Genomic DNA, 19,945 nt, shown 5'->3' with positions numbered 1-19,945 from the left:
TCGGCTCTTCCCTGTTACTTCAGGTTCTTGCTGACGATGGAGGCCATTTCGTCGGCGGTGGTGATGACCTTGGAGTTCATTTCGTAGGCGCGCTGGGCCGATATCAGTTCGGTGATTTCCTTCACCGGATCGACGTTCGACGATTCCAGATAGCTCTGCTTGAGGTAGCCGAAGCCCTCTTCGTCAGGCGTGCCGACCACCGGCTGACCGGATGCCGGCGTCTCGGCGAAAAGATTGTCCCCGAGCGGCTGGAGGCCAGCCTCGTTGACAAAGTCCGCGATTTGCAGCTGGCCGAGGACCGTGGGATCCGTTGCGCCCGGAAGCTTTGCCGAGACTTCACCAGAACGGCTGATGGTCAGCTGGGTGGAGCCCTGCGGAATGGTGATGTTCGGTGCGACGGTATATCCGTCAACCGTTACGATCTGGCCGGTCTCGTTCTTGTTGAAAGCACCTGCGCGTGTGTAAAGCGTCGTGCCGTCCGGGGCCTCGATCTGGAAGAAGCCGCGGCCGACCATCGCCACATCAAGATCGTTGCCGGTCTGCGCGAGTTCCCCCTGGATGTGCAGGTTGCGGACAGCCGACGTCTGCACGCCGAGGCCGATGTTGGCACCTTCCGGAACGATCGCCTGGTTGGCTCGGTTGGAGACACCCTTGGCACGTTCGGTCTGATAGAGCAGGTCCGTGAATTCAGCGCGGGCGCGCTTGAAGCCGGTCGTGTTTATGTTCGCGATATTGTTCGCGATGACTTCAAGATTGGTCTGCTGGGCATCCATGCCCGTGGCAGCAATGGCAAGCGCTCTCATGGCTTCGTCCTTAAATCAACTACATCTGCATTTTTGTGACTTCGAGAAAGGCCGAGACGACCTTGTCGCGAAGGGCGATTGCTGTCTGAAGTGTCTGTTGAGCTTGCATAACTGCGTCGACGACTTCACGCGTCGTGGCGGTGCCCTTGATACCCGCGAAGGACATGCTTTCCGCATTCTTCAGGGTGTTGACCGCACCGTTCGCAACGTTGCCGAGAACGGACGCAAAGCTTCCATCGGCGACTGCGCTTTGTGCAGACGACGAGGCAGTGGACTTACCGAGGTCGACGCCGGCGAGGTCGCGCGTCACCGACAGGGAGCTGATATTGGCAATACTGTTAATCATCATTGGCTCTTCAAAAGATCGATCGTCGACGAGATCAGGTCGCGGGATTGCTTGATGGTCTGCAGATTGGCGTCATAGGAACGGTTTGCTTCCCGCATGTCGGCCATCTCGACCAGCATGTTGACGTTCGGCAGCTTGACGACACCTTTCGCGTCCGCAGCGGGATTGCTCGGATCGTATTCGGTAGTGAACTTCGATTCGTCGACGCCGAGCTTCTTGACGTTGACCGTCGTTACGCCGTTTGCGCGATCGACAGCCTCGCCGAAGGTGATCGTCTTGCGGCGATACGGATCGGCGCCGGGCGTATCCCCGGTGGAGCGGGCGTTGGCGATGTTTTCCGAAACGATGCGAAGACGTGTCGATTGCGCCTCGAGCCCGGAACCTGCAATTTTAAGGGCTGCTGACAAGGGGTCCATGATCTTAGTTCTTCACCGTCATAAGCATCATTCGATTGAAGGAACCGACGAGCGATGTGTTCAGCTCATACTGGCGCTTGATTTCGCCGGATTTGGAAAGCTCCTCTGCGAGACCGACCGTGTTGCCGGATTCCTGGATACCGACTTCCTGATCAAGCGCAGCATCCTTAACGTCGATATCGCTTTTGGTGCTGAGATCGTTGCCGCTCAGGTGCGCCGGGTCGGTACGCGCCATCGTCACGTCCGACTTTTCGAGGACAGCCTGGAAGGGCGTAATGTCCTTGGCGCGAAATTTCGGCGTGTTCGCGTTCGCGATGTTGCCGGCAACAACCTCCTGACGGATCGTCAGCCATTCCGCCTGCCGCGAGGCCAAGTCGAATAGTTGAATGGGTTGCATAGGAACTCTCCGTTTTTACTGTCGTGAACCTACGACGGTAATCTTGCGTCAGACTTACGGAGAATGCGGTCTAGAAATGGGCGCGAAAGGACCCTTCGATGGATGCAAGAAGGCTCCCCCGTTGCCGGAGGAGCCTTCCAGGGATTCGAAAACACCAATCCTAGTTGCGCTGGTAGATATCGCCTTTCGAGGTCACGATAACCCACTTGCCGTCGCGCTCTTCCAGTGTCGCCAAGCGGCTCTCGTCCGGGAGGATCGAGCCGACGCGGACGACGTACATCCCTGATGTATCCTCGATCAGTGCCCTGCCGTTCGCCACATGCAGAAGGCGGAAGCCAGAATTGCCGGGGAACGGCTGATCCTCGGCCGGGACGCCCTTGTCATCTTCCTCGCCGATGCTGGAGACCGTCGCCGTCGTCAGTGGATCGACCGGGACTTCAGGCGTCGTGTCAGGCTGGTTCTTGTTGGCCATCGCCAGTGGGGAGACACTGAGAACGTTGCGCGCCGGCCAGTCCGGCAGATCGCGCGTGCGATCTCCCTGCGCGACGCTGATGCCGAACTTGTCCTCGTTGAAGAAGACGTACCATGGGAAAACCGCGGAGGCGCCGGCCAGCAGCAGGCCGGCCACGGTCAGCGCGCGGTCGTGAAAGGCGGTTCTCCGGCGCCCCTCCGGCTTCAGCGGGGCGATCTTCTCGTCATCGTCGAAATCGGTCACATGTCGCCTTTCTATCGTCGAATGCCCGGCTGGCTGCCGATTCCAGCAGCTGCCTTCAGCGCGCCGGCTAGGTCGGCGAAGGCGTCTTGCGAATCGGCATCGCCGGGCGACTGTTTCAAAACATCGTAAATAATCGGTACCTGCTTGACCGCCATGTCCAGATCCGGATCAGCGCCCTGCCGGTAGCCGCCGATCAGCCGCAGATCGCGTGTCTCTTCGAACCGATGAACCAGCGTCTTCAAACGCGAGACCAGCTTTTCCTGGTCCGGCGTCCAGGCCTTGCGCGCCAGGCGCGATATCGAGGCCAGAGGATCGATCGGGGGATAGCGCCCTTCCTCGGCGAGGCTGCGCTGCAGCACGATGTGGCCGTCGAGAATACCGCGGGTCGAGTCGGCGATTGGATCGTTGTGGTTGTCACCATCGACGAGAATGGAGATGATTGCGGTGATCGTTCCCGTACCTTCCGGACCCGGTCCGGCTCGCTCCAGCAGGCGCGGCAACTCCGTGAATACCGAAGCTGGATAACCGCGTGCGATGGGCGGCTCTCCCGAGGCAGTGGCGACTTCGCGGATCGCGTGGGCGAAGCGGGTTACGCTGTCGACGATCAAGAGGACGTTCTCGCCCTGATCCCGGAAATACTCCGCGATCGTTACGGCCGTCATCGGCGCCATCTTGCGGAGCATCGGGCTTTCGTCGCTGGTTGCGACAACTGCAATCGACTTCTTCATGTTGGCGCCAAGGGTGTCTTCGATGAATTCGCGCACTTCTCGGCCGCGCTCGCCAACCAGCGCGATCACAACCTTGTCGAAAGCGTCGGCGCGCGCGAGCATAGACAGGAGCGTCGACTTGCCCACACCCGAGCCGGCGAAAATGCCAAGGCGCTGCCCAAGGCAGAGCGGCGAGAAAATGTCGATCGCCCGTACGCCTGTTTTGAAACCCTTTTCCACGCGCTGGCGTGTCATCGAGGGCGGCGCTGTATTCGATATCGAGCGGCGGTCCAGCCCCTCGGAGATCGGGCCGAGGCCATCGATCGGCTCGCAAAGCGAATTGACCGTGCGGCCGCACCAGCTGGCGGACGGGGAAATCCGAAAGGCGCCCTTGCGTATCACAGTGTCGTGGATGCCGATCGGCTCGCCCGGTTCGATCGGGCAAACATAGGTCAGCTCCGGCTCCACCCTGACGACTTCGCCGAGGTGGACGCCGGTCGGCGATTTGTGAGCGACGAACTCGCCCAGGCGTACATGGCGCGACATGCCGGTGACGGTGTAGTGGCCTGCCGCAATCGTCTGCACGTGGCCGCCGGGAGCGACGAGAAGAGCCGGGTTGGCGTAGCGCTCCACCAGGCCTGCGAGGTGCGAGAGCTTGGGCGAGAGGCCGCCTTCGGTGAGGGGTGCGTTCGACATGCTTCAGATCTTCCGCCTAGCGGCTGCCCCCGAGCGTCTTGATCGCCTCGCCGAAGGAAGCCTCGCTGTCCTTGGAAAGCGAGGCTATGCTCTCGAAGGCCCGGTTCACTTCGATCAGCTGCGTGATTTCGCGCATGGCATTGACGTTGGAGTTTTCCAGATAGCCCTGTTGGACACCGACATTGAAGCGGTCGGTGATGGCGCGCGGCGTTTCGGTGGTCATGATCCCGCTGTTTTCATAGCGAAGATAACCCTTGCTGATGTCTGTTTCGAACAGACCAAGCGAACCGGCCTGCTTGTTGTCCTGGTAGATCAACCCGTCAGAGCCTACCTTGGGCTCTCCGCCGGCCTTGTTGAGCTGGATCGGCGCACCACCGGCATCGAGGACCGGGTAACCGCGTACGGACACAAGTTCCCCGGAATCCTTCAGCGTAAAGCGGCCGTCCTTGGTCAGAACCTTGCCGGCAGGCGTCTCAAGCGAGAACCATGCATCACCCTTGATCGCAAAGTCGAGCATGTTGCCGGTGTGCTCGAGTTCGCCATTGTCACCGGACAGATAATCATTGCCCTGCGAGACATAGGCGATCTTGGCATTGATCTTGTTGCCCGTCTCACTCAGCATCTGGTTGAATTTCACCTCCGTACCGCGGAAACCGGTCGTGTTCACGTTCGCCATGTTGTCGGCGATAGTATCGAGGCGCCGTTCAAGCGCCATCTGGGACGACAACGAAACATAAAGACCGGATTGCATTAAGGTAAGCTCCTGGCATTGGCGATGAACAGTACGAGACCCATGCGTTTGCAGTCGGTTCGACCACGGGCTCGCTGAGGCGGCATCTCAGAAACGGGCACGGATGCCCATTCGTCACCTGCAACCTGACAGCAAATCCTTGTGCGAAGCTGGCATGCAGGAGGCTTGTTTTCAGGGCCGATCATCAGCCTCACGCAAGCCAACAGTCCTATCCATTCGGTTGAAAATAACGATCAGGTTTGGACTGACGATGAATATCATTATCGGATTTGTGATTACCTGCGGCTGCATCGTCGGCAGCTTCATGGCGATGGGCGGGCATATAGACGCGCTCTGGCAGCCATTCGAACTCGTGATCATCGGCGGCGCCGGCCTGGGCAGCTTCATCATGGCCAACCCGATGAAGGTCGTTAAGGATTCGGGAAAGGCGCTTGGAGAGGCTTTCAAGCACTCCGTCCCGAAGGAGCGGAACTACCTCGATACGCTCGGCGTCCTCTATTCGCTCATGCGCGACCTGCGCACGAAGTCGCGCAACGAGATTGAAGCCCACATCGACAACCCGGCGGAATCGTCGATCTTTCAAGCGGCTCCGACTGTCCTTAAGAACAAGGAGATCACGGCGTTCATCTGCGACTACGTGCGCCTGATCATCATCGGCAATGCCCGCTCGCATGAGATCGAGGCGCTGATGGATGAAGAGATCAATACGATCCTTCACGACAAGATGAAGCCGTATCACGCCATCCAGATTATGGGCGACGCCTTCCCGGCGATCGGTATCGTGGCCGCCGTTCTCGGCGTCATCAAGGCGATGGCTCATATCAACGATTCGCCAGAAGTTCTCGGCCACCTGATCGGCTCCGCGCTTGTCGGAACCTTCCTCGGCATTCTGCTTTCCTATTGCCTCTGCTCGCCGCTGGTCTCGCAGATCAAGGTTGTGCGTTCGAAGCAACATCGTCTCTACGTCATCGTGAAGCAGACGTTGCTTGCCTACATGAACGGCTCGGTACCACAAGTCGCCCTGGAATACGGCCGCAAGACGATTTCGGCCTATGAGCGACCCTCCATCGATGCCGTCGAGCAGGAAATGATGAACCCCGGCGGCGAGAACAAGGCGGCATAAGCACATGAATGCTCCACTCAAGAAACCCGTGATGGACGACGCTCTTCTCGCGAAGCTGACAGGCAGGCTGGGCGACCGCACAACGATCGAAAAGCTCTGCAGCTCCTTCGGCAACGTCTACTGCGAATTCCTGCCGGACATCATCAAGAGCGAAACCGATCTGGACGTCGTGGTAAGCTACATCGGCTGTCACCGCGGCTATAAAAGCGACCTGATTGCCGCTCTTGGCGAGAGCGTCACGCTCGTTCATGCGGTGCTGCGCAACTGGTCGCAGAATGTGACGCTCGCTTGCGGCAACCGCTTCATCATCACCCTGATGGAACACCTGTTGGGAGCGTCGCCGGAAACAGTGGAGCAACCCGCCGACCGCGTGCTTTCCGCCATCGAGCTGGAACTTGCCGTTACGGTCTTCGAAAAGATCGCCAACGTGCTTCGTTCCGCCGTGAACGCGCCAGGCGGCTTCGAGCCCATTCTGGAGCAGCCGCATGCGATCGAAACTGCGACGAAATCCGCCGACGACAAGGTCGACGAATTCGCTGCCGCCATCACCATGTCGATCACGCTTTCCGGGATTACGTCCGAGTTCTCGCTGATCGCGCCGCAGGCAGCACTGCTGAAAACCACGGTTACCGCCCCGCGAGCGCAGAACCAGACCGCAAAATCATCCATGTGGACGGAACAACTCACGGAGCAGGTGCATCGCTCACAGGTCACCCTTGATGCCAAGATTCGCTTGCAGGACCTGACGCTCAGGACGATCTCGAAACTGGCAGCAGGCGACGTGATCCCCTTCCATGACAGCGGCGACGTGCGGGTCGATGTCAGCGCCAACAGCAGGGACCTGTACGTGTGTGAGTTTGGACGCTCGGGCGAGCATTATACCGTTCGGGTCAAGGATACGATCAACTCGGATGACGAGCTCATCCGCCACTTAATGAATTAGCCCATTTCCGTCCCCCTGCCCCAAGGCAGGTTGAGGCAAGTTTCAACTGGAATAGTGATTTCATGGCGACGAATAAGACAAACCAGAACAGCGATCTTTCACTAGAGCTTCCGGGCAACGAGGCCGAACTTGATCAGGCTATCGACGACCTGCGCGGCGTTCTGAAGACCGACGCGGACGGCGCAATGCCTGATTTCAGCGACGAAGCCGACGCGTTTGGCGGCGGCACCGATCTCTCGACCTTCGGCGGCGATCTCGACGCCGTCGGCGAGACGACATTCGGCGGCTCCTTGGACTTTGGTGCCACGGACTTCGATGGAGCCACAGACCTAGGCGATTCGTCGTTCGGCGATTCGTCGTTCGGCGCTTCCGCCTCGGTCGCAGCACCGCTTGGCAGCGCCATGCAGTCGAACCTGGACCTGATCCTGGATATTCCGATCGATGTTCAGATCATGCTCGGCAGCAGCCGCATGCAGGTGTCCGGCCTGATGAACCTCAACGAGGGCGCGACGATCGCCCTCGACAAGAAGATCGGCGAGCCGGTCGAAATTATGGTCAACGGTCGCAAGATTGCGCGCGGCGAGATCACTGTTCTGGAAAACGACGACACGCGATTTGGTGTGAAGTTGATTGAAGTTCTGAGCACAAAGAGAGCCTGATCCCTATGTTGGGACGGAGAGGTTAGACCATGATGGACTTTGACGATTTCGGCGGCGCTCTTGCCGGGAAACCGTTGACCCAGGCTGAAAAAGCAGCGGCCGTTCTTCTCGCTATGGGAAAAGGGGTCGCTGGCAGGCTGTTGAAGTATTTCACGCAAGCCGAGCTGCAGACAATTATCGGATCGGCGCAGGCATTGCGCGCCATCCCGCCGGATGAATTGCTGAGTCTCGTCGCAGAGTTCGAGGATCTCTTCACCGAGGGCGCGGGCCTGATGGACAACGCCCGGGCAATCGAAAGCATCCTCGAGGAAGGCCTCACGCCTGATGAAGTGGACAGCCTGCTGGGCCGGCGCACGGCTTTCCAGGGCTACGAAACGTCTATCTGGGACCGTCTCGGCGAAGGCGACCCCGTCTTCATCGGCAAGTTCCTGCTGCGCGAACATCCGCAGACTGTCGCCTACATCCTTTCCATGATGCCGTCCTCCTTCGGCGCCAAGGTCCTGATGCAGATCCCGGACAGCAGGAGAGCGGATATCATGAACCGCACGGTCAACCTGAAAGCCGTCAGCCCGAAGGCCGCGCTGATCATCGAGAAGCAGGTGATGACGCTGCTTGCCGAGATCGATGCGGAGAAGAATTCGATCGGTTCGGCGAAGGTCGCGGAACTGATGAACGAGATGGAGAAGCCGCAGGTCGATACGCTGCTTACGTCGCTGGAATCGATCAGCCGCGAATCGGTCAACAAGGTCCGTCCGAAGATCTTCCTGTTCGAGGACCTCATGCTCATGCCGCAGCGCAGTCGCGTGATGCTGCTGAACGACACTGCGGCGGATATCCTGACCATGGCGCTACGGGGCGCCTCCTCGGAGATGCGCGAGACGGCTCTTGCCTCGATCAGCCCGCGCCAGCGCCGCATGATCGAGTCGGATCTGCAGAGCGGAACGGTCGGTATCAACCCGCGCGAGATAGCAATCGCACGACGCGCCATTGCCCAGGAGGCGATTCGCCTGTCCAATTCCGGCCAGATCCAGCTCAAGGAAGCGGAAGGCGACGGCGCGGAAGCGGCATAAGGCGCTGTTGTTGTGCACAGTTTGGCTGCTTTCGATTGTCGCGATTGATTGGGACAGTCGCCACAGGTAGCTTTGGAAACGGCCGCACTCTGGTGCGGCCGTTTCTTTTTGATGGAGGGTCTCGACCTTGGCCGACGACGACAAGGACAGCAAAACAGAAGACCCTACCGCGAAAAAGAAAGGCGACGCGGCGGAAAAAGGCAACGTGCCGTTTTCGCGTGAGCTGCCGCTTTTTGCGACAGTTCTTGCCACGTTTATCTATCTGATCTTCTTCCTGCCGACAGGCCTCAGTCGGGTTGGAGAGGCGCTCAAGGATATTTTCGAACAGCCGGATCAATGGAAGCTCGAGACCGGTCCGGACGCACTGTCCCTGTTCGTGCATCTCGCCTGGGTTGCCGCGGCACTTCTGGCGCCGGCCATGATCCTGTTCATGACGTTTGGCGTCGCGGCGTCGATCGCACAAAACCTGCCGACGCCGGTGCTTGAGCGCATACGTCCGCAATTCTCGCGCATTTCGTTGGCCAAGGGCTGGTCACGGATGTTCAGTGTGCAGGGGTTGATCGAGTTCGGCAAATCGTTTGTCAAGATCCTGATCGTCGGTGTCGTGATGTTCTTCGTTCTGAGGAGCGAATATTTCGGCGCGATCGACGCAATGTTCTCCGATCCTTCGACGATTTTCACGCGCATGATGTCGGGGATGCAGAAGATTACGATCGTCGTCCTCATCGCGACTGCTGTGGTCGCTATCGCCGACTTCTTCTGGACACGGCATCATTGGTTCACCGAACTCAAGATGACCCGGCATGAGGTGAAGGAAGAAAACAAGCAGTCGCAAGGCGACCCATTCGTAAAAAGCCGCCAACGCTCCCTGATGCGCGACCGCGCGAGGCGCCGAATGATCGCCAGTGTACCCCGAGCGACCATGGTGATCGCCAACCCGACTCACTACGCGGTGGCTCTGCGATACGTGCGAGAAGAGAATGATGCACCCGTTGTCATTGCAAAGGGCCAGGACCTAATCGCCTTGAAAATCAGAGAAATCGCGGAAACGAACGGGATTCCCGTTTTCGAGGATCCACCTCTCGCGCGCTCCATGTTTGCGCAAGTCTCGGTCGATAACGTCATCCCGTCTGTATTTTACAAGGCCGTCGCAGAGCTCATTCATCGGGTTTACGCGACCCAGGCCAAGAACAAACGGGTAAGATAGCCGAATGAAAAAATGCCCCTACTCTGCCCAGCGTGAAAAAATCCTTGCCGAAGCAATCAGCCCGGTCGCCACCGAATTGCGACTTCTGGATGCTTCAGACCTGATCTCGATCCTGCGCTTTGAGTACTACGGCAACCTTACCGATCTCGTTTCTTCGGCAGCCGAGATGTTTTTCCACCCCGGCACGGTCAACTTCGGCCACGGAGGCAGCTACTCGTTGGAATGGGGTGGCAAGCCGGAGGTCGTGATCGATCTCGAAATCAAGCCGCGCGGCGTGACCGTGTATGCGCAGCTGACGCTCGCCGCGGAGTTTGCGGGCATCGAGATCAACCATATCGCGTTCGAAAATCCCTCGGCCGATCCCGACGAGAACACCGCCTTCCTGGAGCGTAGCCTTCAGAACGCTCGTTACAACGTCCCGCCCCTGCAGGCACTGGCAAGCTGAATGTCCGCCACGTCCTTCGGCCTAGCTGATGTAGCCAAGCCGGATTGCTTTTGCGATCGCTTGAATACGGTTGACCGAATCTAGCTTGATTGTCGCGGAGCCGAGATAGGCGTTGACGGTGTGAACCGACAGCCCGAGCTTTTCAGCAATCTCTTCGCTGATCCGCCCGTCTCCGGCCAGTTGCAGGCAGGCGATCTCGCGCTCGCTAAGCGCCTCGGCGGCAGACACGCGTCGTTCGTCCAGAGACAAGAGGTCTATGATCACATGACAGGATCGACCGTGCAGTTCCACGATCATGTCGCTCGGCGGGTGGAGGTCGTCGCCGGTGAACACCACAAAGCCATTTCCGATCGCGCCGAGGCGAACCGGAAAGGCCATACCCGAAAACGGCACGAGCCCATCCTGCAGGCGCGCCATGAACGGCCCGATACCCGCGGGACCGGGAAGCCCGCGATCGTGTCCTCCGGCCCAGGCCAACGGCAGAAGCGACTTCTCGATGTGCTCCAGCAGCGCGTCACCGTATGCATCGGCAAAAGCCTTGCTGAAACCGCCGTTGGCGGGACCCCAATTCTCCAACTCGCAGACCAGCCGCTGCTTGGCAGGCAAGCCCGAACCGGTCATTCGGTAAACGGCAAAATTCTGAGCATCGGCAAGCTTCTGCATCGCAACGAGGCGCGGGAAAAGGTCCGATCGGCTGCTAACCTTGCTGCTGCGCAAAGCCCGCATGCCATCCGAATTGCCTAAGGTCCTGCCTACTGAATGCGCCATTAGCCGTTCCCCTAAACGAGATTGTTCCTGACCGCGAACGCTATGGCTTCAGAGCGAGTCTTTGTCGCTGTCTTTCGCATGACGCTGGTGATGTAGTTGTTGATGGTATTGCGCGAGATACCGAGGATCATGGCTATCTCGTCACTCGTCTTGCCTTCGGCGATCCAGAAGAGGCATTCCAGCTCCCGGTCCGTCAACTCGAAGTCGCGATCGCTCTTGGAAACGCCGCACTGCAGCAAGCTGGTAAAATAGGCGGTAAGCAGGCCGACGTCTCGCAACCGCTCCTGCGACAGGATGAAGCCGTCGTCGAACAGGAACATCAATGCCAGCCGCGAGCGGCCGATGTTGAACATCAGCGAACAGTACTGGCGGCTTGCGCCGTCCGGCACCTCGGCCGTCGCCGGCAGGAGGGCAAAGTGGGGCTGGAAAAGCTGCATGCATTTTTCCAGCTCGGTGGCGCGGGCAAAGCCTCCGGCAAACGTATCGCCAAGGTTGGTGACCAAGTCAAACGGCCAATCCGATGTGACGACAAAGTCCAGGCCGGCTTCCTGGACCAGGTCGGCCCGGGCAAGAAGATAATGAGAAGCGCCGACGTAGTCGGTTAGGATACGAAGTCCTGGCTGCAACTTTCCCGTGCTTAGAGCTCCGGACAACTGACTTATCAGCTCGTCGCGCGATGACAGGTTCGTTGCGGCGATGCCGACGAAGTTTGCCGTGTGCGTATCGCTCTTGAGAGCTTGCAATATATGCATGTCCATTGGCAAATCCTGCGGCTGAGAACCGATCACGACAGAAGCTAGATCCGCGGTTTCCTGAACCGTTATGCAGCTTCTCCGCGAATCACCCAAGCCTAAGCCAAGCGCGAAAAATCGCTATCTCCGAGTTCTTGGGATTTACTTCCGCTGCATTTTGTGCGCCGATTCGCACACCGATCTCGTCTTTTGAAAGCCTCTTGAAACTAGGATGATTCTAGGCCTTGTGGCAACACGATTCGCGTCAAACGCGAATCGAAGCTGTGAACCGTTTCTTTGAGCGCGCACAAATGAAAAAAGGCCGGTTGCCCGGCCTTCTGTTATGCGGCGTTTCCGACCGCCCATTTTCGGAGGATTTTCGCAGCACGTTCCTCGTTGATTTCGACCATTCGGCTCAGCTTGCGTTCCGGACCCTCCTTGACGCGGCGATTGAAGTTGCCGTCGTCGTCGCCCAGGCTGAGAAGATCTTCCGTACTGTCGAAACCGAAATCCGATCCGAAGCCGTCCATCAGCGCGCCCCCGCTGCCCACGCCGGCCGCCGGGGCAAAGTCCGGCAGTTCCAGACCGGCACTCTGGGGCGAGGTGTCACCTTCCAGGGATGCGCCCCCGGCCATGCTGCGGACCATCGGACGGACACCCATCCAGACGACCAGGAAGGCGACCGCGACGAAGGCAAGCGAGTTGATGATGCCTGCCAGGTTACGGCTCAGCATATCCATCACACGGACGCCGGTACCGGTATCTTCGAGGAGCTGGTTGTCCAGAAAATCCATCGCCGTGACCGTGACGACGTCGCCGCGATTGGTGCTGGTGCCGGCGGCGGAGGCCACGATCTTCTGCATTTCGGCCAGATAGGCGTCGACCTTGGCCTGGTCGACCGGTTCACCGACCATCTTTGCAATACGACCCTTGTTTACCACAACGGCGACGGAGAGCTTTTCGACCTTGTAGCTGTTACGGGTCGTTGCGGTGGTCTTGCTGTTGATTTCGTAGTTGGTCTGCTCTTCCTTCTTATCCGACTTGTCCTGCGACTCAGGCCCAGTGGGGCCGCCAGAGTCGGGTGCTGCCTGCGGAATGTTCTGTTCGACCGTGGTTGCGTTGTCGGATTGCTTCTGCTGCGACTGGGACGCTTCCTTGGTCGTGCGGATGGAGCGTTCGACCTTCGATTCCGGATCGTAGGTCGTTTCCTGGATCTGCTGGCTGTCCGTATTGAGATCGGCCGTCACGCTGGAGCGGAAGTTGTCCATCCCGAGGAAGGGGGCGAGCGCCTTGTCGATGTTCGATTCGACTTCGTCCTGAACGTTCTGGACGATGTTCAGCGAACGGTTCAGGGAGCTGTTACTTGCCTCGTCGCCGGATGCAAGCAGTTGGCCGGCGGAATCAAGGATGGTGACGTCGCCGACGTCCAGCCCCGGCACTGCCGAGGCAACAAGATGACGGATCGAGGTGGCTGCGGTACGTCCGGTGGAGGCGCCGGCGCGGATCATGACGGAAGCCGTCGGCTTCTGCTCCGCCCTGCGGAAGTTGCCGACCTCTGGCATGACGATATGGACGCGCGCTGCGGTGATGCCGGAGATGGACTGGATCGTACGACCGATCTCGCCCTCAAGCGCCCGAACCCGCGTCACTTCCTGCATGAATGAGGTCAGACCGAGTGAACCGACATTGTCGAACAGCTCATAGCCCGCATTGGCGCTGTTCGGCAGGCCGCGCTCGGCAAGCAGCAGACGTGCTTTGCCGGTCATGCCTGCGGGAACGGTAAGGCTGGTGCCATCCGTGCCGACCTGGAAACCGATATTTGCTTCGGCAAGCGCGATGCTGATCTGGTTCAGATCCGGCGCGTCGAGCCCGACATAAAGCGTTTCTTGAGCGGGTTTATTGACCAAAAAGGCCGCGCCCAGAATAAGGGCAACGGAAACCACCCCAATGCCGGCCAACGCCAGCAAGCGATTCCGTCCTAACGAACTGAAGTTCCTAATAATCTGAACTAATTGATTTAACAGATTCATTCTGTTCTCGCACGATCTTCACAGACAAAGCAGGCTTATTGCCTCATTCGACCATAGGGGCCGAAACTTGTGCGAGCGTTTCGTATCGACGTGCGAGGAGACATCCGTTTAGAAGAAGTCGAAGTCTCCGGCGGCCTTGTTGAGGGGCTGCGAATGGCCGTGACGCAGGGCACCGGCCAACGCATGCTGCATCTCGCTCAACTTGACGAGCCTGAGCGCGGTGGCGACATCGACCATCCAATCATTGGAAATCTCACTGGTGATGGTATCGATGAACTCAGCGAGCCCACGGGTCTTCTGGACGGCAAGGTCGATACCCTGCATGACCTTCATGCTTTCAGGCGAATTCAGGAGATCGGTGCCACCGCCCAGGTCCAGCAGTTGAGGCTCGATCCGCTCGATCAGATAGGCGACGTCGTGCAGTTCCGAGACAACCCGCATCAATATATCGGGAAGCGCCTCGGTCGGCGACGGTTGCTCCATCTTGGTATTCACGCTCATTGGAACCTCGGTTCAGAAGAATTCGATGCTGGTTTCGACCGGCTTTTGGGGAACAACCGGACGCTGCTCGAGGGCGACGGTTCTTTGCGTCTCCGCACCTGTCAGTGGGTATTGCCGGGCGCGGCCGGAGACCGGCCAGAACTCGAGCTTGCGCCCATGGTCGCCGCCGGTGCTTGAACCGACGACTGGAATGCCTTCGTCCCTCAGGAACTGCGTGGCGAAGGCAGCGTTCTGCTCTCCCACATTGGAGAACGTCGAGATTGTCTTTGCCCCACCGAAGATCTTCGCTTCCAGCCGGTCGCGTCGCGCGCCCTGCTTGAGAAGACCGTTGATCAGCAGCTCCATGAGATGCACGCCGTAGCGCGTCGCATCCCCGCCGGTCATCGGAGTCGTCGCATTGCCCGGAAGGAGGAAGTGGTTCATGCCTCCGACGCCTGCCACGGGATCCCGCAAGCATGCAGCCACGCACGAGCCAAGAATGGTCGTCAATACCGCGTTCGGATCGTTCAGGACCTTCCATTCGCCCTGAATGATGTGGACGCGGCGGGCCGCAACCTCGACATTCATTTCAATGCTCCGAATACGGCCTCGATGGCCGCCTTCATCTTTTCGATGGTAAAGGGCTTGGCCAGGACATTGTTTGCGCCAAGTGCGGCGGCCTTGGTCACCAACGCACGGTCGCCCTGTGCTGTCAGGATGATGAAGGCTGCCTTTTTCGTTGCCGGATTGCTGCGGACTGCCTGCAGCAGGCCGAGACCATCCATCTTCGGCATGTTGAAATCGGAGATCACCAGGTGATGCGGTTGCTGGGCCATGATCTTCATGCCCTGTTCGCCGTCGCCTGCGGATGTGATCTGCTTGAAGCCGAGCTGGGTCAGAGCGTCGCTGAGCAGCAGGCGGCTGGTTACCTGATCGTCGACGATCAGTACTTTGATTTTCTCTGCGATAGACATTAGTCGATTCCTTCCTTTCGGGCGGCTGTCATTTTCAAGATTTCTTCGCCGATGGCGTTCAGCGGCAACTGCTGCTCGACGGCACCGAGTTCGTGGGCGACCCGCGGCATGCCGTAGACCACGCAGGTCTTCTCGTTCTGTCCGAGCGTGCGGGCGCCGGAATGGCGCATCTTCAGGAGACCGGCGGCGCCATCGCGCCCCATGCCGGTCAAGATCACGCCGACGGCATTGCGGCCGGCAAGTTCGGCAACGGAATCGAACAGCACATCGACCGACGGCCGATGGCCGTTTACGGGGTCGAGCTCAATGAGGCGACAACAGGGTGCGTGCGCATTGACGACCTGCAGATGGCGCTCACCGCCCGGGGCGAGGTAGATCTTGCCAATCTCCAGGCGAGCACCATCGGTTGCTTCCTGAACCACCGGCGCGCAGAGGCGATTGAGGCGATCGGCAAAGCTCTTGGTGAAGGTCGGCGGCATATGCTGCGTGATGACGGTCGGTGGGCAATTGGCCGGGAATTTCTGCAAGACGGCAATCAGCGCTTCGACACCGCCGGTCGATGAACCGATCGCGACGATTTTGCGGCCGACACGAAAATCGGCAACGGCAGGAGGCGGCGTGACCGGTGCGGGCTGGGTATATTGGCGGCGTTGCGCGCGGGCTGCGGCCTTGACCTTTTCCGCAAGGTCGGCGAATGGGCGAGCGTCGCCCGGCTGCGGCTTGCCGACACAATCGAAGGCGCCAATCTCAAGCGCCGCCAGCGTTGCGTCGGCGCCGCGATGCGTAAGCGTCGAAACCATGATGACAGGCATCGGGCGAAGCCGCATGATCTTATCGAGAAACTCCAGGCCGTTCATGTTCGGCATCTCGATATCGAGCGTCAGCACGTCGGGGTTCAGCTTCTTGATCGCCTCGCGCGCCTCTAGCGCATCGCCCGCCTGACCGATGACGTTTACGTCCGGGTCCGAACTCAGCACCGCCGTGATCAGGCCGCGCATGGTTGCAGAATCATCGACGACAAGAACCCGTGCAGGCGCGCTCATGCCTTCCTCCCGAAACCCTTGGTCGTGTAGCGGTATGTGGTAATGCCGATATTGTCGAAGACGTTCTTGGCGTCTCCGGAGACGCGCTCGGAATGGCCGATATAGAGGTGGCCACCTTCCGGCAGCAGCTCGCCGAAGCGCGACCAGATTTTCATCTGCGTCGGCTCGTCGAAATAGATCACGACGTTGCGGCAGAAGATGACGTCGAACTTGCCCTTGAACGGCCACTGGGCCATCAGGTTCAGCTCGTTGTAGGTGATCAGCCGCTTGACGCGTTCGTCGACTTGGAACTTCCGCCGTCCGTGGATCTCGACTTCGCTGAACCACTGCTTGCGCATCGCAGGCGAGACGGTTTCGAGGGCGGCTTCGTCGTAGGCGCCGGCACGGGCAATGGCGAGAATCTTAGGATCGATATCCGTCGCCAGTATCCTGAAGTCGTAGTCGGCGATATTCGGCATCATAGACAGGACGGTGAGCGCGATCGAATACGGCTCCTGGCCGTCCGAAGAAGCAGCGGACCAGATACGAATCCTGCCGCCCATCTTGGCACGCTGCAGCAATTCGGGCAGCACATGATCGCGCAGATGCTCGAAGTGATGGTTCTCGCGGAAGAAGCGCGTGAAATTCGTCGTCAGATGCGAGAGCATCTCCCGGCGAGGGGCCGCCCCGGCTGGCGAAGAGACGAGCGAGCAATACTCCCGGAAACCCGAAAGCCCAAGGTTCCGGATGTGCTTGGAAAGACGCGAATAGACCAGCGATGCCTTGGTCTCGTTCAGGAAGATTCCTGCGTCCGAGTAGATCATCGCCGCAATTTCGGTAAGATCGCGGCGCGTCAGCGGATATTCGCCACTCGCCAGAACCTCGTCGGGGCTCCCCTGCCTCGCGTCTTTAGCACTCAGGACACTCATGCTGCTTCGCTTTCCGATTCGGGGAAGATGGCTTCGAGTTCGAGGAGGCAGATCATGCGCTTGTCGATAGCCAGGACACCGCGAGCAAACTGGCGCTGCATTTCCGAGGCGATTTCCGGCGTGGGCTGAACGTTATCTTCGGTAACGGTCAGAATGTCGGACACGGCATCAACCAGCAGACCCACGACCTTGCGGTAAACCTGCGCGACGATAATAACGTGACGCGCTGTCGGCACGGTCGCCGGCATGCCGAGGCGGGCCGACAGATCGATAATCGGCAGCACGGCACCGCGTAGATTGATAACGCCCTTCATGTAGGCGGGCGAGTGCGGCATCGCCGTTGCCGGCGTCCAGCCGCGAATCTCGCGCACCGACATGACATTCACGCAAAATTCCTGATCGCCGATGCGGAACGCGATCAGCTCGCGATCCCCATCCTTCAGACTCTTCACGGCGTACGACATAAGACTATCCCACCGCTGCCAGCGACATTTCCTGCTTCAACGCCTGGCCGCGGGAAGCTCCAACCACTGCGTCGACGTCCAGGATGAGTGCCACGCGGCCGTCGCCCAGAATGGTCGCAGCAGCGATGCCCGGAACGTGCGTATAGTTCGCCTCCAGGCTCTTGATGACGACCTGACGCTGGCCCTGGATCGCGTCGACCATCAGGGCGCGCTGACCGCCGCCTTCGGATTCGACGAGAAGAGCGACACCATCGACGGGGTTGGCCTGCGTCGCGCGGAAGTTCAGGATACGACCGACATCGACCAGCGGGCAGAAGCTGTTGCGGATCGAGATCAGGCGATGGTTGGCGCCGAAGGAATGGATCGCGGCTGCTTCCGGCTGCAAGGTTTCCACGATTGCAGTCAGCGGCACCACCAGCGTCTGTCCGGCGACGGTGACGACCATGCCGTCGAGAACGGCGAGCGTCAATGGCAGGCTCATCGTGAAGACGGAACCCTGCCCCGGCCTGGAGGTGATGTTGATGCGGCCACCGAGCGCCTGGATCGACCGCTTGACGACGTCCATGCCGACGCCGCGGCCTGAGATGTCGGAGATCTTATCCGCGGTCGAGAAGCCCGGCAGGAAGATCAGGTTGTCGATTTCCTCATCCGTCAGGTTGCTGTCGGCCGGGATCAACTCGTTGGCAATCGCCTTCTGGCGAACCTTCTCGCGGTTGATGCCGGCACCGTCGTCGGCAAGCTCGATCAGGATGCGGCCCGAACGATGCTTCGCAGTCAGGCGAACCGTGCCTTCGACGTTCTTGCCGGCGGCAGCGCGCTTCTCGGGGGTTTCGATGCCGTGGTCGACTGCATTGCGGATCATGTGCGTCAGCGGCTCGGCCAACTTGTCGATCACCGTCTTGTCGACTTCGGTGTTTTCGCCTTCGGTGATCAGGCGGATCGTCTTGCCCGTCATGTCGGCGATTTCGCGAACGATACGCGACATGCGCTGGAAGACCGGCTTCACCGGCTGCGCGCGAATCGCCATGACCGAATCCTGGATCTCGCGTGTCAGCTGCTGCAGCTCTTCAAGGCCCATGTTGATCGAAGAGGTGCCGGTCGTGTCGTTCTCGATAACGCTCTGCGAGAGCATCGCCTGATTGATAACGAGCTCGCCGACGAGGTTGATCAGGCGGTCGACGCGATCGAGATCGACGCGGATCGTCTGGCCGGCGCTTGCGGCGGCGTTGTTCTGGGCTGCCGCGGCGGCGTTTGCGGCTGCAGCGGCAGCGGATTCCTTCTTTTCGACGCGGGCAGCAGCAATCTGCGTGACGTTGGACGCTGTTTCAGCGGCTGATACCGCGGTGACAACGTCGGATTTCGGCAGGTCGTGCGGAACGTCGGCGGCATCTACGTCGAGGACCGACAGATCGAACGGAACCGGGATCATCGGCAATTCTTCACTGGCGGCGACCTTGGCAGCTACTTCGGCAACCGTGATCTCAAGGTCACAATCCCATTCCGCAAATTCGAAGACGGTACGGATAGCGTCCTCGCCCTTGTCGGTCTTGAGGGTGACGCTCCAGTGGAAATAGGCGGCCTCCGGATCGAGCTCCTCGAGACCCGTCAGCCCATCCATGTTGCAATAGCAGCTCATCTCGCCGAGGCGGCTCAAATCGCGCAGCAGAAGTGTGGCGTCATTGCCCTTGGAATAGAGGTCGGACCGCGGCTTGAACGCAATTTCGTACGAAGGCATTCCCGCGTTCGCCTCTTCCTCGTCGCCGAAATCATCGAACGAGAAGGGGATCGGCTGAAAGCCGCTGTCGTCGGCAGTCTTCGGTGCGGCTGCGACAGGTGCCGGCGCTTCTGCGGCCGCGGACGGAGACGGAAGCTCGCCATTGGCCAGCGCCTCCAGTTCCTTGACGAGACCGCGGCTGCGGCTCTCATCGACGCCGCCGCCATCGCGTGCAGCGTTGGTCAGGTCTGCGAGAACGTCTGCCGACTTCAGCATGACCTTCAAGACGTCCTGCGTCGGTTCAAGCTTGTTGGAACGAACGCAATCAAGAGTGGTCTCAAACACATGTGCGAAGGCGACGAGATCGTCCAGGCCGAAAGCGCCAGCACCGCCCTTGATCGAATGGACGGCACGGAAGACCGCGTTGACGGTTTCCGGATCGCGATCGCCATCATTCATTTTCAGAAGACCGGACTCCAGTTCGGCGAGCTGTTCCTCGCACTCCTGGAAAAAGATCTCTTTGATTTCGTTCATATCCATAGGCGAAAATCCTGG

Annotated in this window: 23 protein-coding genes; 6 read left to right on the top strand and 17 right to left on the bottom strand. The window is 59.5% G+C overall.

What is annotated here, in order from left to right; translation table 11 throughout:
* Positions 1-14: 14 nt before the first annotated feature.
* From flgG to flgF, 7 genes are all read right to left on the bottom strand, one after another.
* The gene (gene flgG / locus AC1D2R_RS02965; RefSeq protein WP_477964563.1) at positions 15-803 is read right to left on the bottom strand and encodes a flagellar basal-body rod protein FlgG; all 789 of its coding nucleotides are present in this window, start codon (positions 801-803) and stop codon (positions 15-17) included.
* A 19-nt stretch (positions 804-822) separates the two neighbouring features.
* Positions 823-1,149, bottom strand: a complete 327-nt coding sequence (gene fliE / locus AC1D2R_RS02960; RefSeq protein ID WP_477964561.1) for a flagellar hook-basal body complex protein FliE — start codon at positions 1,147-1,149, stop codon at positions 823-825.
* A complete protein-coding gene (flgC, locus tag AC1D2R_RS02955; RefSeq protein ID WP_037060881.1) occupies positions 1,149-1,565 on the bottom strand; it encodes a flagellar basal body rod protein FlgC in 417 nt (138 codons plus the stop codon). The genes fliE and flgC overlap by 1 nt, the downstream gene beginning before the upstream one ends.
* 4 nt (positions 1,566-1,569) lie before the next feature.
* A complete protein-coding gene (gene flgB / locus AC1D2R_RS02950) occupies positions 1,570-1,962 on the bottom strand; it encodes a flagellar basal body rod protein FlgB (protein WP_477964559.1) in 393 nt (130 codons plus the stop codon).
* A 160-nt stretch (positions 1,963-2,122) separates the two neighbouring features.
* The gene (locus tag AC1D2R_RS02945; protein ID WP_477964557.1) at positions 2,123-2,677 is read right to left on the bottom strand and encodes a flagellar protein; all 555 of its coding nucleotides are present in this window, start codon (positions 2,675-2,677) and stop codon (positions 2,123-2,125) included.
* Between the two features lie 11 nt (positions 2,678-2,688).
* Positions 2,689-4,080 (bottom strand): flagellar protein export ATPase FliI, encoded by a 1,392-nt coding sequence (fliI, locus tag AC1D2R_RS02940; RefSeq protein ID WP_477964555.1) that lies wholly within the window; start codon positions 4,078-4,080, stop codon positions 2,689-2,691.
* A gap of 16 nt (positions 4,081-4,096) precedes the next feature.
* Positions 4,097-4,831 carry a flagellar basal-body rod protein FlgF gene (gene flgF / locus AC1D2R_RS02935; protein ID WP_477964553.1) on the bottom strand — a complete coding sequence of 245 codons (735 nt, stop codon included), beginning with the start codon at positions 4,829-4,831 and terminating at the stop codon, positions 4,097-4,099.
* Between the two features lie 250 nt (positions 4,832-5,081).
* Between flgF and motA the strand changes: the two genes are divergently transcribed.
* The 6 genes from motA (at position 5,082) to AC1D2R_RS02905 (ending at position 10,278) form a co-directional block, all read left to right on the top strand.
* The gene (gene motA / locus AC1D2R_RS02930; RefSeq protein WP_477964551.1) at positions 5,082-5,954 is read left to right on the top strand and encodes a flagellar motor stator protein MotA; all 873 of its coding nucleotides are present in this window, start codon (positions 5,082-5,084) and stop codon (positions 5,952-5,954) included.
* 4 nt (positions 5,955-5,958) lie between these two features.
* Positions 5,959-6,897 carry a FliM/FliN family flagellar motor switch protein gene (locus AC1D2R_RS02925; protein WP_477964549.1) on the top strand — a complete coding sequence of 313 codons (939 nt, stop codon included), beginning with the start codon at positions 5,959-5,961 and terminating at the stop codon, positions 6,895-6,897.
* 62 nt (positions 6,898-6,959) lie between these two features.
* Complete coding sequence (gene fliN, locus AC1D2R_RS02920) at positions 6,960-7,556, top strand: flagellar motor switch protein FliN (protein ID WP_477964547.1); 597 nt, start codon at positions 6,960-6,962, stop codon at positions 7,554-7,556.
* A gap of 29 nt (positions 7,557-7,585) precedes the next feature.
* Positions 7,586-8,626, top strand: coding sequence for a flagellar motor switch protein FliG (gene fliG, locus AC1D2R_RS02915; protein ID WP_477964545.1), 1,041 nt, complete (start codon positions 7,586-7,588; stop codon positions 8,624-8,626).
* 127 nt (positions 8,627-8,753) lie between these two features.
* Positions 8,754-9,833, top strand: a complete 1,080-nt coding sequence (flhB, locus tag AC1D2R_RS02910; RefSeq protein WP_477964543.1) for a flagellar biosynthesis protein FlhB — start codon at positions 8,754-8,756, stop codon at positions 9,831-9,833.
* A gap of 4 nt (positions 9,834-9,837) precedes the next feature.
* A complete protein-coding gene (locus tag AC1D2R_RS02905; protein ID WP_477964541.1) occupies positions 9,838-10,278 on the top strand; it encodes a hypothetical protein in 441 nt (146 codons plus the stop codon).
* A 21-nt stretch (positions 10,279-10,299) separates the two neighbouring features.
* On the opposite strand, the gene visR is transcribed toward AC1D2R_RS02905, so the two are convergent.
* The 10 genes from visR to AC1D2R_RS02855 form a co-directional block, all read right to left on the bottom strand.
* Positions 10,300-11,046 (bottom strand): transcriptional regulator VisR, encoded by a 747-nt coding sequence (visR, locus tag AC1D2R_RS02900; protein ID WP_477964539.1) that lies wholly within the window; start codon positions 11,044-11,046, stop codon positions 10,300-10,302.
* 11 nt (positions 11,047-11,057) lie between these two features.
* Positions 11,058-11,804 carry a transcriptional regulator VisN gene (gene visN, locus AC1D2R_RS02895; protein WP_477964537.1) on the bottom strand — a complete coding sequence of 249 codons (747 nt, stop codon included), beginning with the start codon at positions 11,802-11,804 and terminating at the stop codon, positions 11,058-11,060.
* Between the two features lie 314 nt (positions 11,805-12,118).
* A complete protein-coding gene (gene fliF, locus AC1D2R_RS02890; RefSeq protein WP_477964535.1) occupies positions 12,119-13,807 on the bottom strand; it encodes a flagellar basal-body MS-ring/collar protein FliF in 1,689 nt (562 codons plus the stop codon).
* A gap of 108 nt (positions 13,808-13,915) precedes the next feature.
* The gene (gene cheT / locus AC1D2R_RS02885; protein WP_477964533.1) at positions 13,916-14,308 is read right to left on the bottom strand and encodes a chemotaxis protein CheT; all 393 of its coding nucleotides are present in this window, start codon (positions 14,306-14,308) and stop codon (positions 13,916-13,918) included.
* 12 nt (positions 14,309-14,320) lie between these two features.
* Positions 14,321-14,875, bottom strand: coding sequence for a chemoreceptor glutamine deamidase CheD (gene cheD, locus AC1D2R_RS02880; protein WP_477964529.1), 555 nt, complete (start codon positions 14,873-14,875; stop codon positions 14,321-14,323).
* Complete coding sequence (locus tag AC1D2R_RS02875; protein ID WP_037060851.1) at positions 14,872-15,261, bottom strand: response regulator; 390 nt, start codon at positions 15,259-15,261, stop codon at positions 14,872-14,874. Before AC1D2R_RS02875 ends, cheD begins: the two co-directional genes overlap by 4 nt.
* Positions 15,261-16,304: a protein-glutamate O-methylesterase CheB gene (cheB, locus tag AC1D2R_RS02870; RefSeq protein WP_477964527.1), complete on the bottom strand. Its 1,044-nt coding sequence runs from the start codon at positions 16,302-16,304 to the stop codon at positions 15,261-15,263. Before cheB ends, AC1D2R_RS02875 begins: the two co-directional genes overlap by 1 nt.
* Entirely contained in the window at positions 16,301-17,212 is a 912-nt protein-coding gene (gene cheR, locus AC1D2R_RS02865; protein WP_477964525.1) for a protein-glutamate O-methyltransferase CheR, read from the bottom strand. The genes cheB and cheR overlap by 4 nt, the downstream gene beginning before the upstream one ends.
* The gene (locus AC1D2R_RS02860; RefSeq protein ID WP_115110477.1) at positions 17,209-17,676 is read right to left on the bottom strand and encodes a chemotaxis protein CheW; all 468 of its coding nucleotides are present in this window, start codon (positions 17,674-17,676) and stop codon (positions 17,209-17,211) included. The genes cheR and AC1D2R_RS02860 overlap by 4 nt, the downstream gene beginning before the upstream one ends.
* 4 nt (positions 17,677-17,680) lie before the next feature.
* Positions 17,681-19,930, bottom strand: a complete 2,250-nt coding sequence (locus tag AC1D2R_RS02855) for a chemotaxis protein CheA (protein WP_477964523.1) — start codon at positions 19,928-19,930, stop codon at positions 17,681-17,683.
* Positions 19,931-19,945: the final 15 nt, after the last annotated feature.

The sequence above is a fragment of the Rhizobium sp. P1_C7 genome (assembly GCF_056406295.1).
This window is presented reverse-complemented; position numbering and strand designations above follow the sequence as displayed.

Excerpts from the sequence above, each read along its gene's own strand:
- AC1D2R_RS02855 (WP_477964523.1), bottom strand. The coding sequence starts at position 19,930 with ATGGATATGAACGAAATCAAAGAGATCTTTTTCCAGGAGTGCGAGGAA.
- motA (WP_477964551.1), top strand. The coding sequence starts at position 5,082 with ATGAATATCATTATCGGATTTGTGATTACCTGCGGCTGCATCGTCGGC.
- fliE (WP_477964561.1), bottom strand. The coding sequence starts at position 1,149 with ATGATTAACAGTATTGCCAATATCAGCTCCCTGTCGGTGACGCGCGAC.
- flgF (WP_477964553.1), bottom strand. The coding sequence starts at position 4,831 with ATGCAATCCGGTCTTTATGTTTCGTTGTCGTCCCAGATGGCGCTTGAA.
- cheB (WP_477964527.1), bottom strand. The coding sequence starts at position 16,304 with ATGAGCGCGCCTGCACGGGTTCTTGTCGTCGATGATTCTGCAACCATG.
- AC1D2R_RS02875 (WP_037060851.1), bottom strand. The coding sequence starts at position 15,261 with ATGTCTATCGCAGAGAAAATCAAAGTACTGATCGTCGACGATCAGGTA.
- cheD (WP_477964529.1), bottom strand. The coding sequence starts at position 14,875 with ATGAATGTCGAGGTTGCGGCCCGCCGCGTCCACATCATTCAGGGCGAA.
- flgB (WP_477964559.1), bottom strand. The coding sequence starts at position 1,962 with ATGCAACCCATTCAACTATTCGACTTGGCCTCGCGGCAGGCGGAATGG.
- visR (WP_477964539.1), bottom strand. The coding sequence starts at position 11,046 with ATGGCGCATTCAGTAGGCAGGACCTTAGGCAATTCGGATGGCATGCGG.
- cheR (WP_477964525.1), bottom strand. The coding sequence starts at position 17,212 with ATGAGTGTCCTGAGTGCTAAAGACGCGAGGCAGGGGAGCCCCGACGAG.
- flgG (WP_477964563.1), bottom strand. The coding sequence starts at position 803 with ATGAGAGCGCTTGCCATTGCTGCCACGGGCATGGATGCCCAGCAGACC.
- visN (WP_477964537.1), bottom strand. The coding sequence starts at position 11,804 with ATGGACATGCATATATTGCAAGCTCTCAAGAGCGATACGCACACGGCA.
- AC1D2R_RS02925 (WP_477964549.1), top strand. The coding sequence starts at position 5,959 with ATGAATGCTCCACTCAAGAAACCCGTGATGGACGACGCTCTTCTCGCG.
- fliF (WP_477964535.1), bottom strand. The coding sequence starts at position 13,807 with ATGAATCTGTTAAATCAATTAGTTCAGATTATTAGGAACTTCAGTTCG.
- fliN (WP_477964547.1), top strand. The coding sequence starts at position 6,960 with ATGGCGACGAATAAGACAAACCAGAACAGCGATCTTTCACTAGAGCTT.
- AC1D2R_RS02905 (WP_477964541.1), top strand. The coding sequence starts at position 9,838 with ATGAAAAAATGCCCCTACTCTGCCCAGCGTGAAAAAATCCTTGCCGAA.
- fliG (WP_477964545.1), top strand. The coding sequence starts at position 7,586 with ATGATGGACTTTGACGATTTCGGCGGCGCTCTTGCCGGGAAACCGTTG.
- fliI (WP_477964555.1), bottom strand. The coding sequence starts at position 4,080 with ATGTCGAACGCACCCCTCACCGAAGGCGGCCTCTCGCCCAAGCTCTCG.
- cheT (WP_477964533.1), bottom strand. The coding sequence starts at position 14,308 with ATGAGCGTGAATACCAAGATGGAGCAACCGTCGCCGACCGAGGCGCTT.
- AC1D2R_RS02860 (WP_115110477.1), bottom strand. The coding sequence starts at position 17,676 with ATGTCGTACGCCGTGAAGAGTCTGAAGGATGGGGATCGCGAGCTGATC.
- flgC (WP_037060881.1), bottom strand. The coding sequence starts at position 1,565 with ATGGACCCCTTGTCAGCAGCCCTTAAAATTGCAGGTTCCGGGCTCGAG.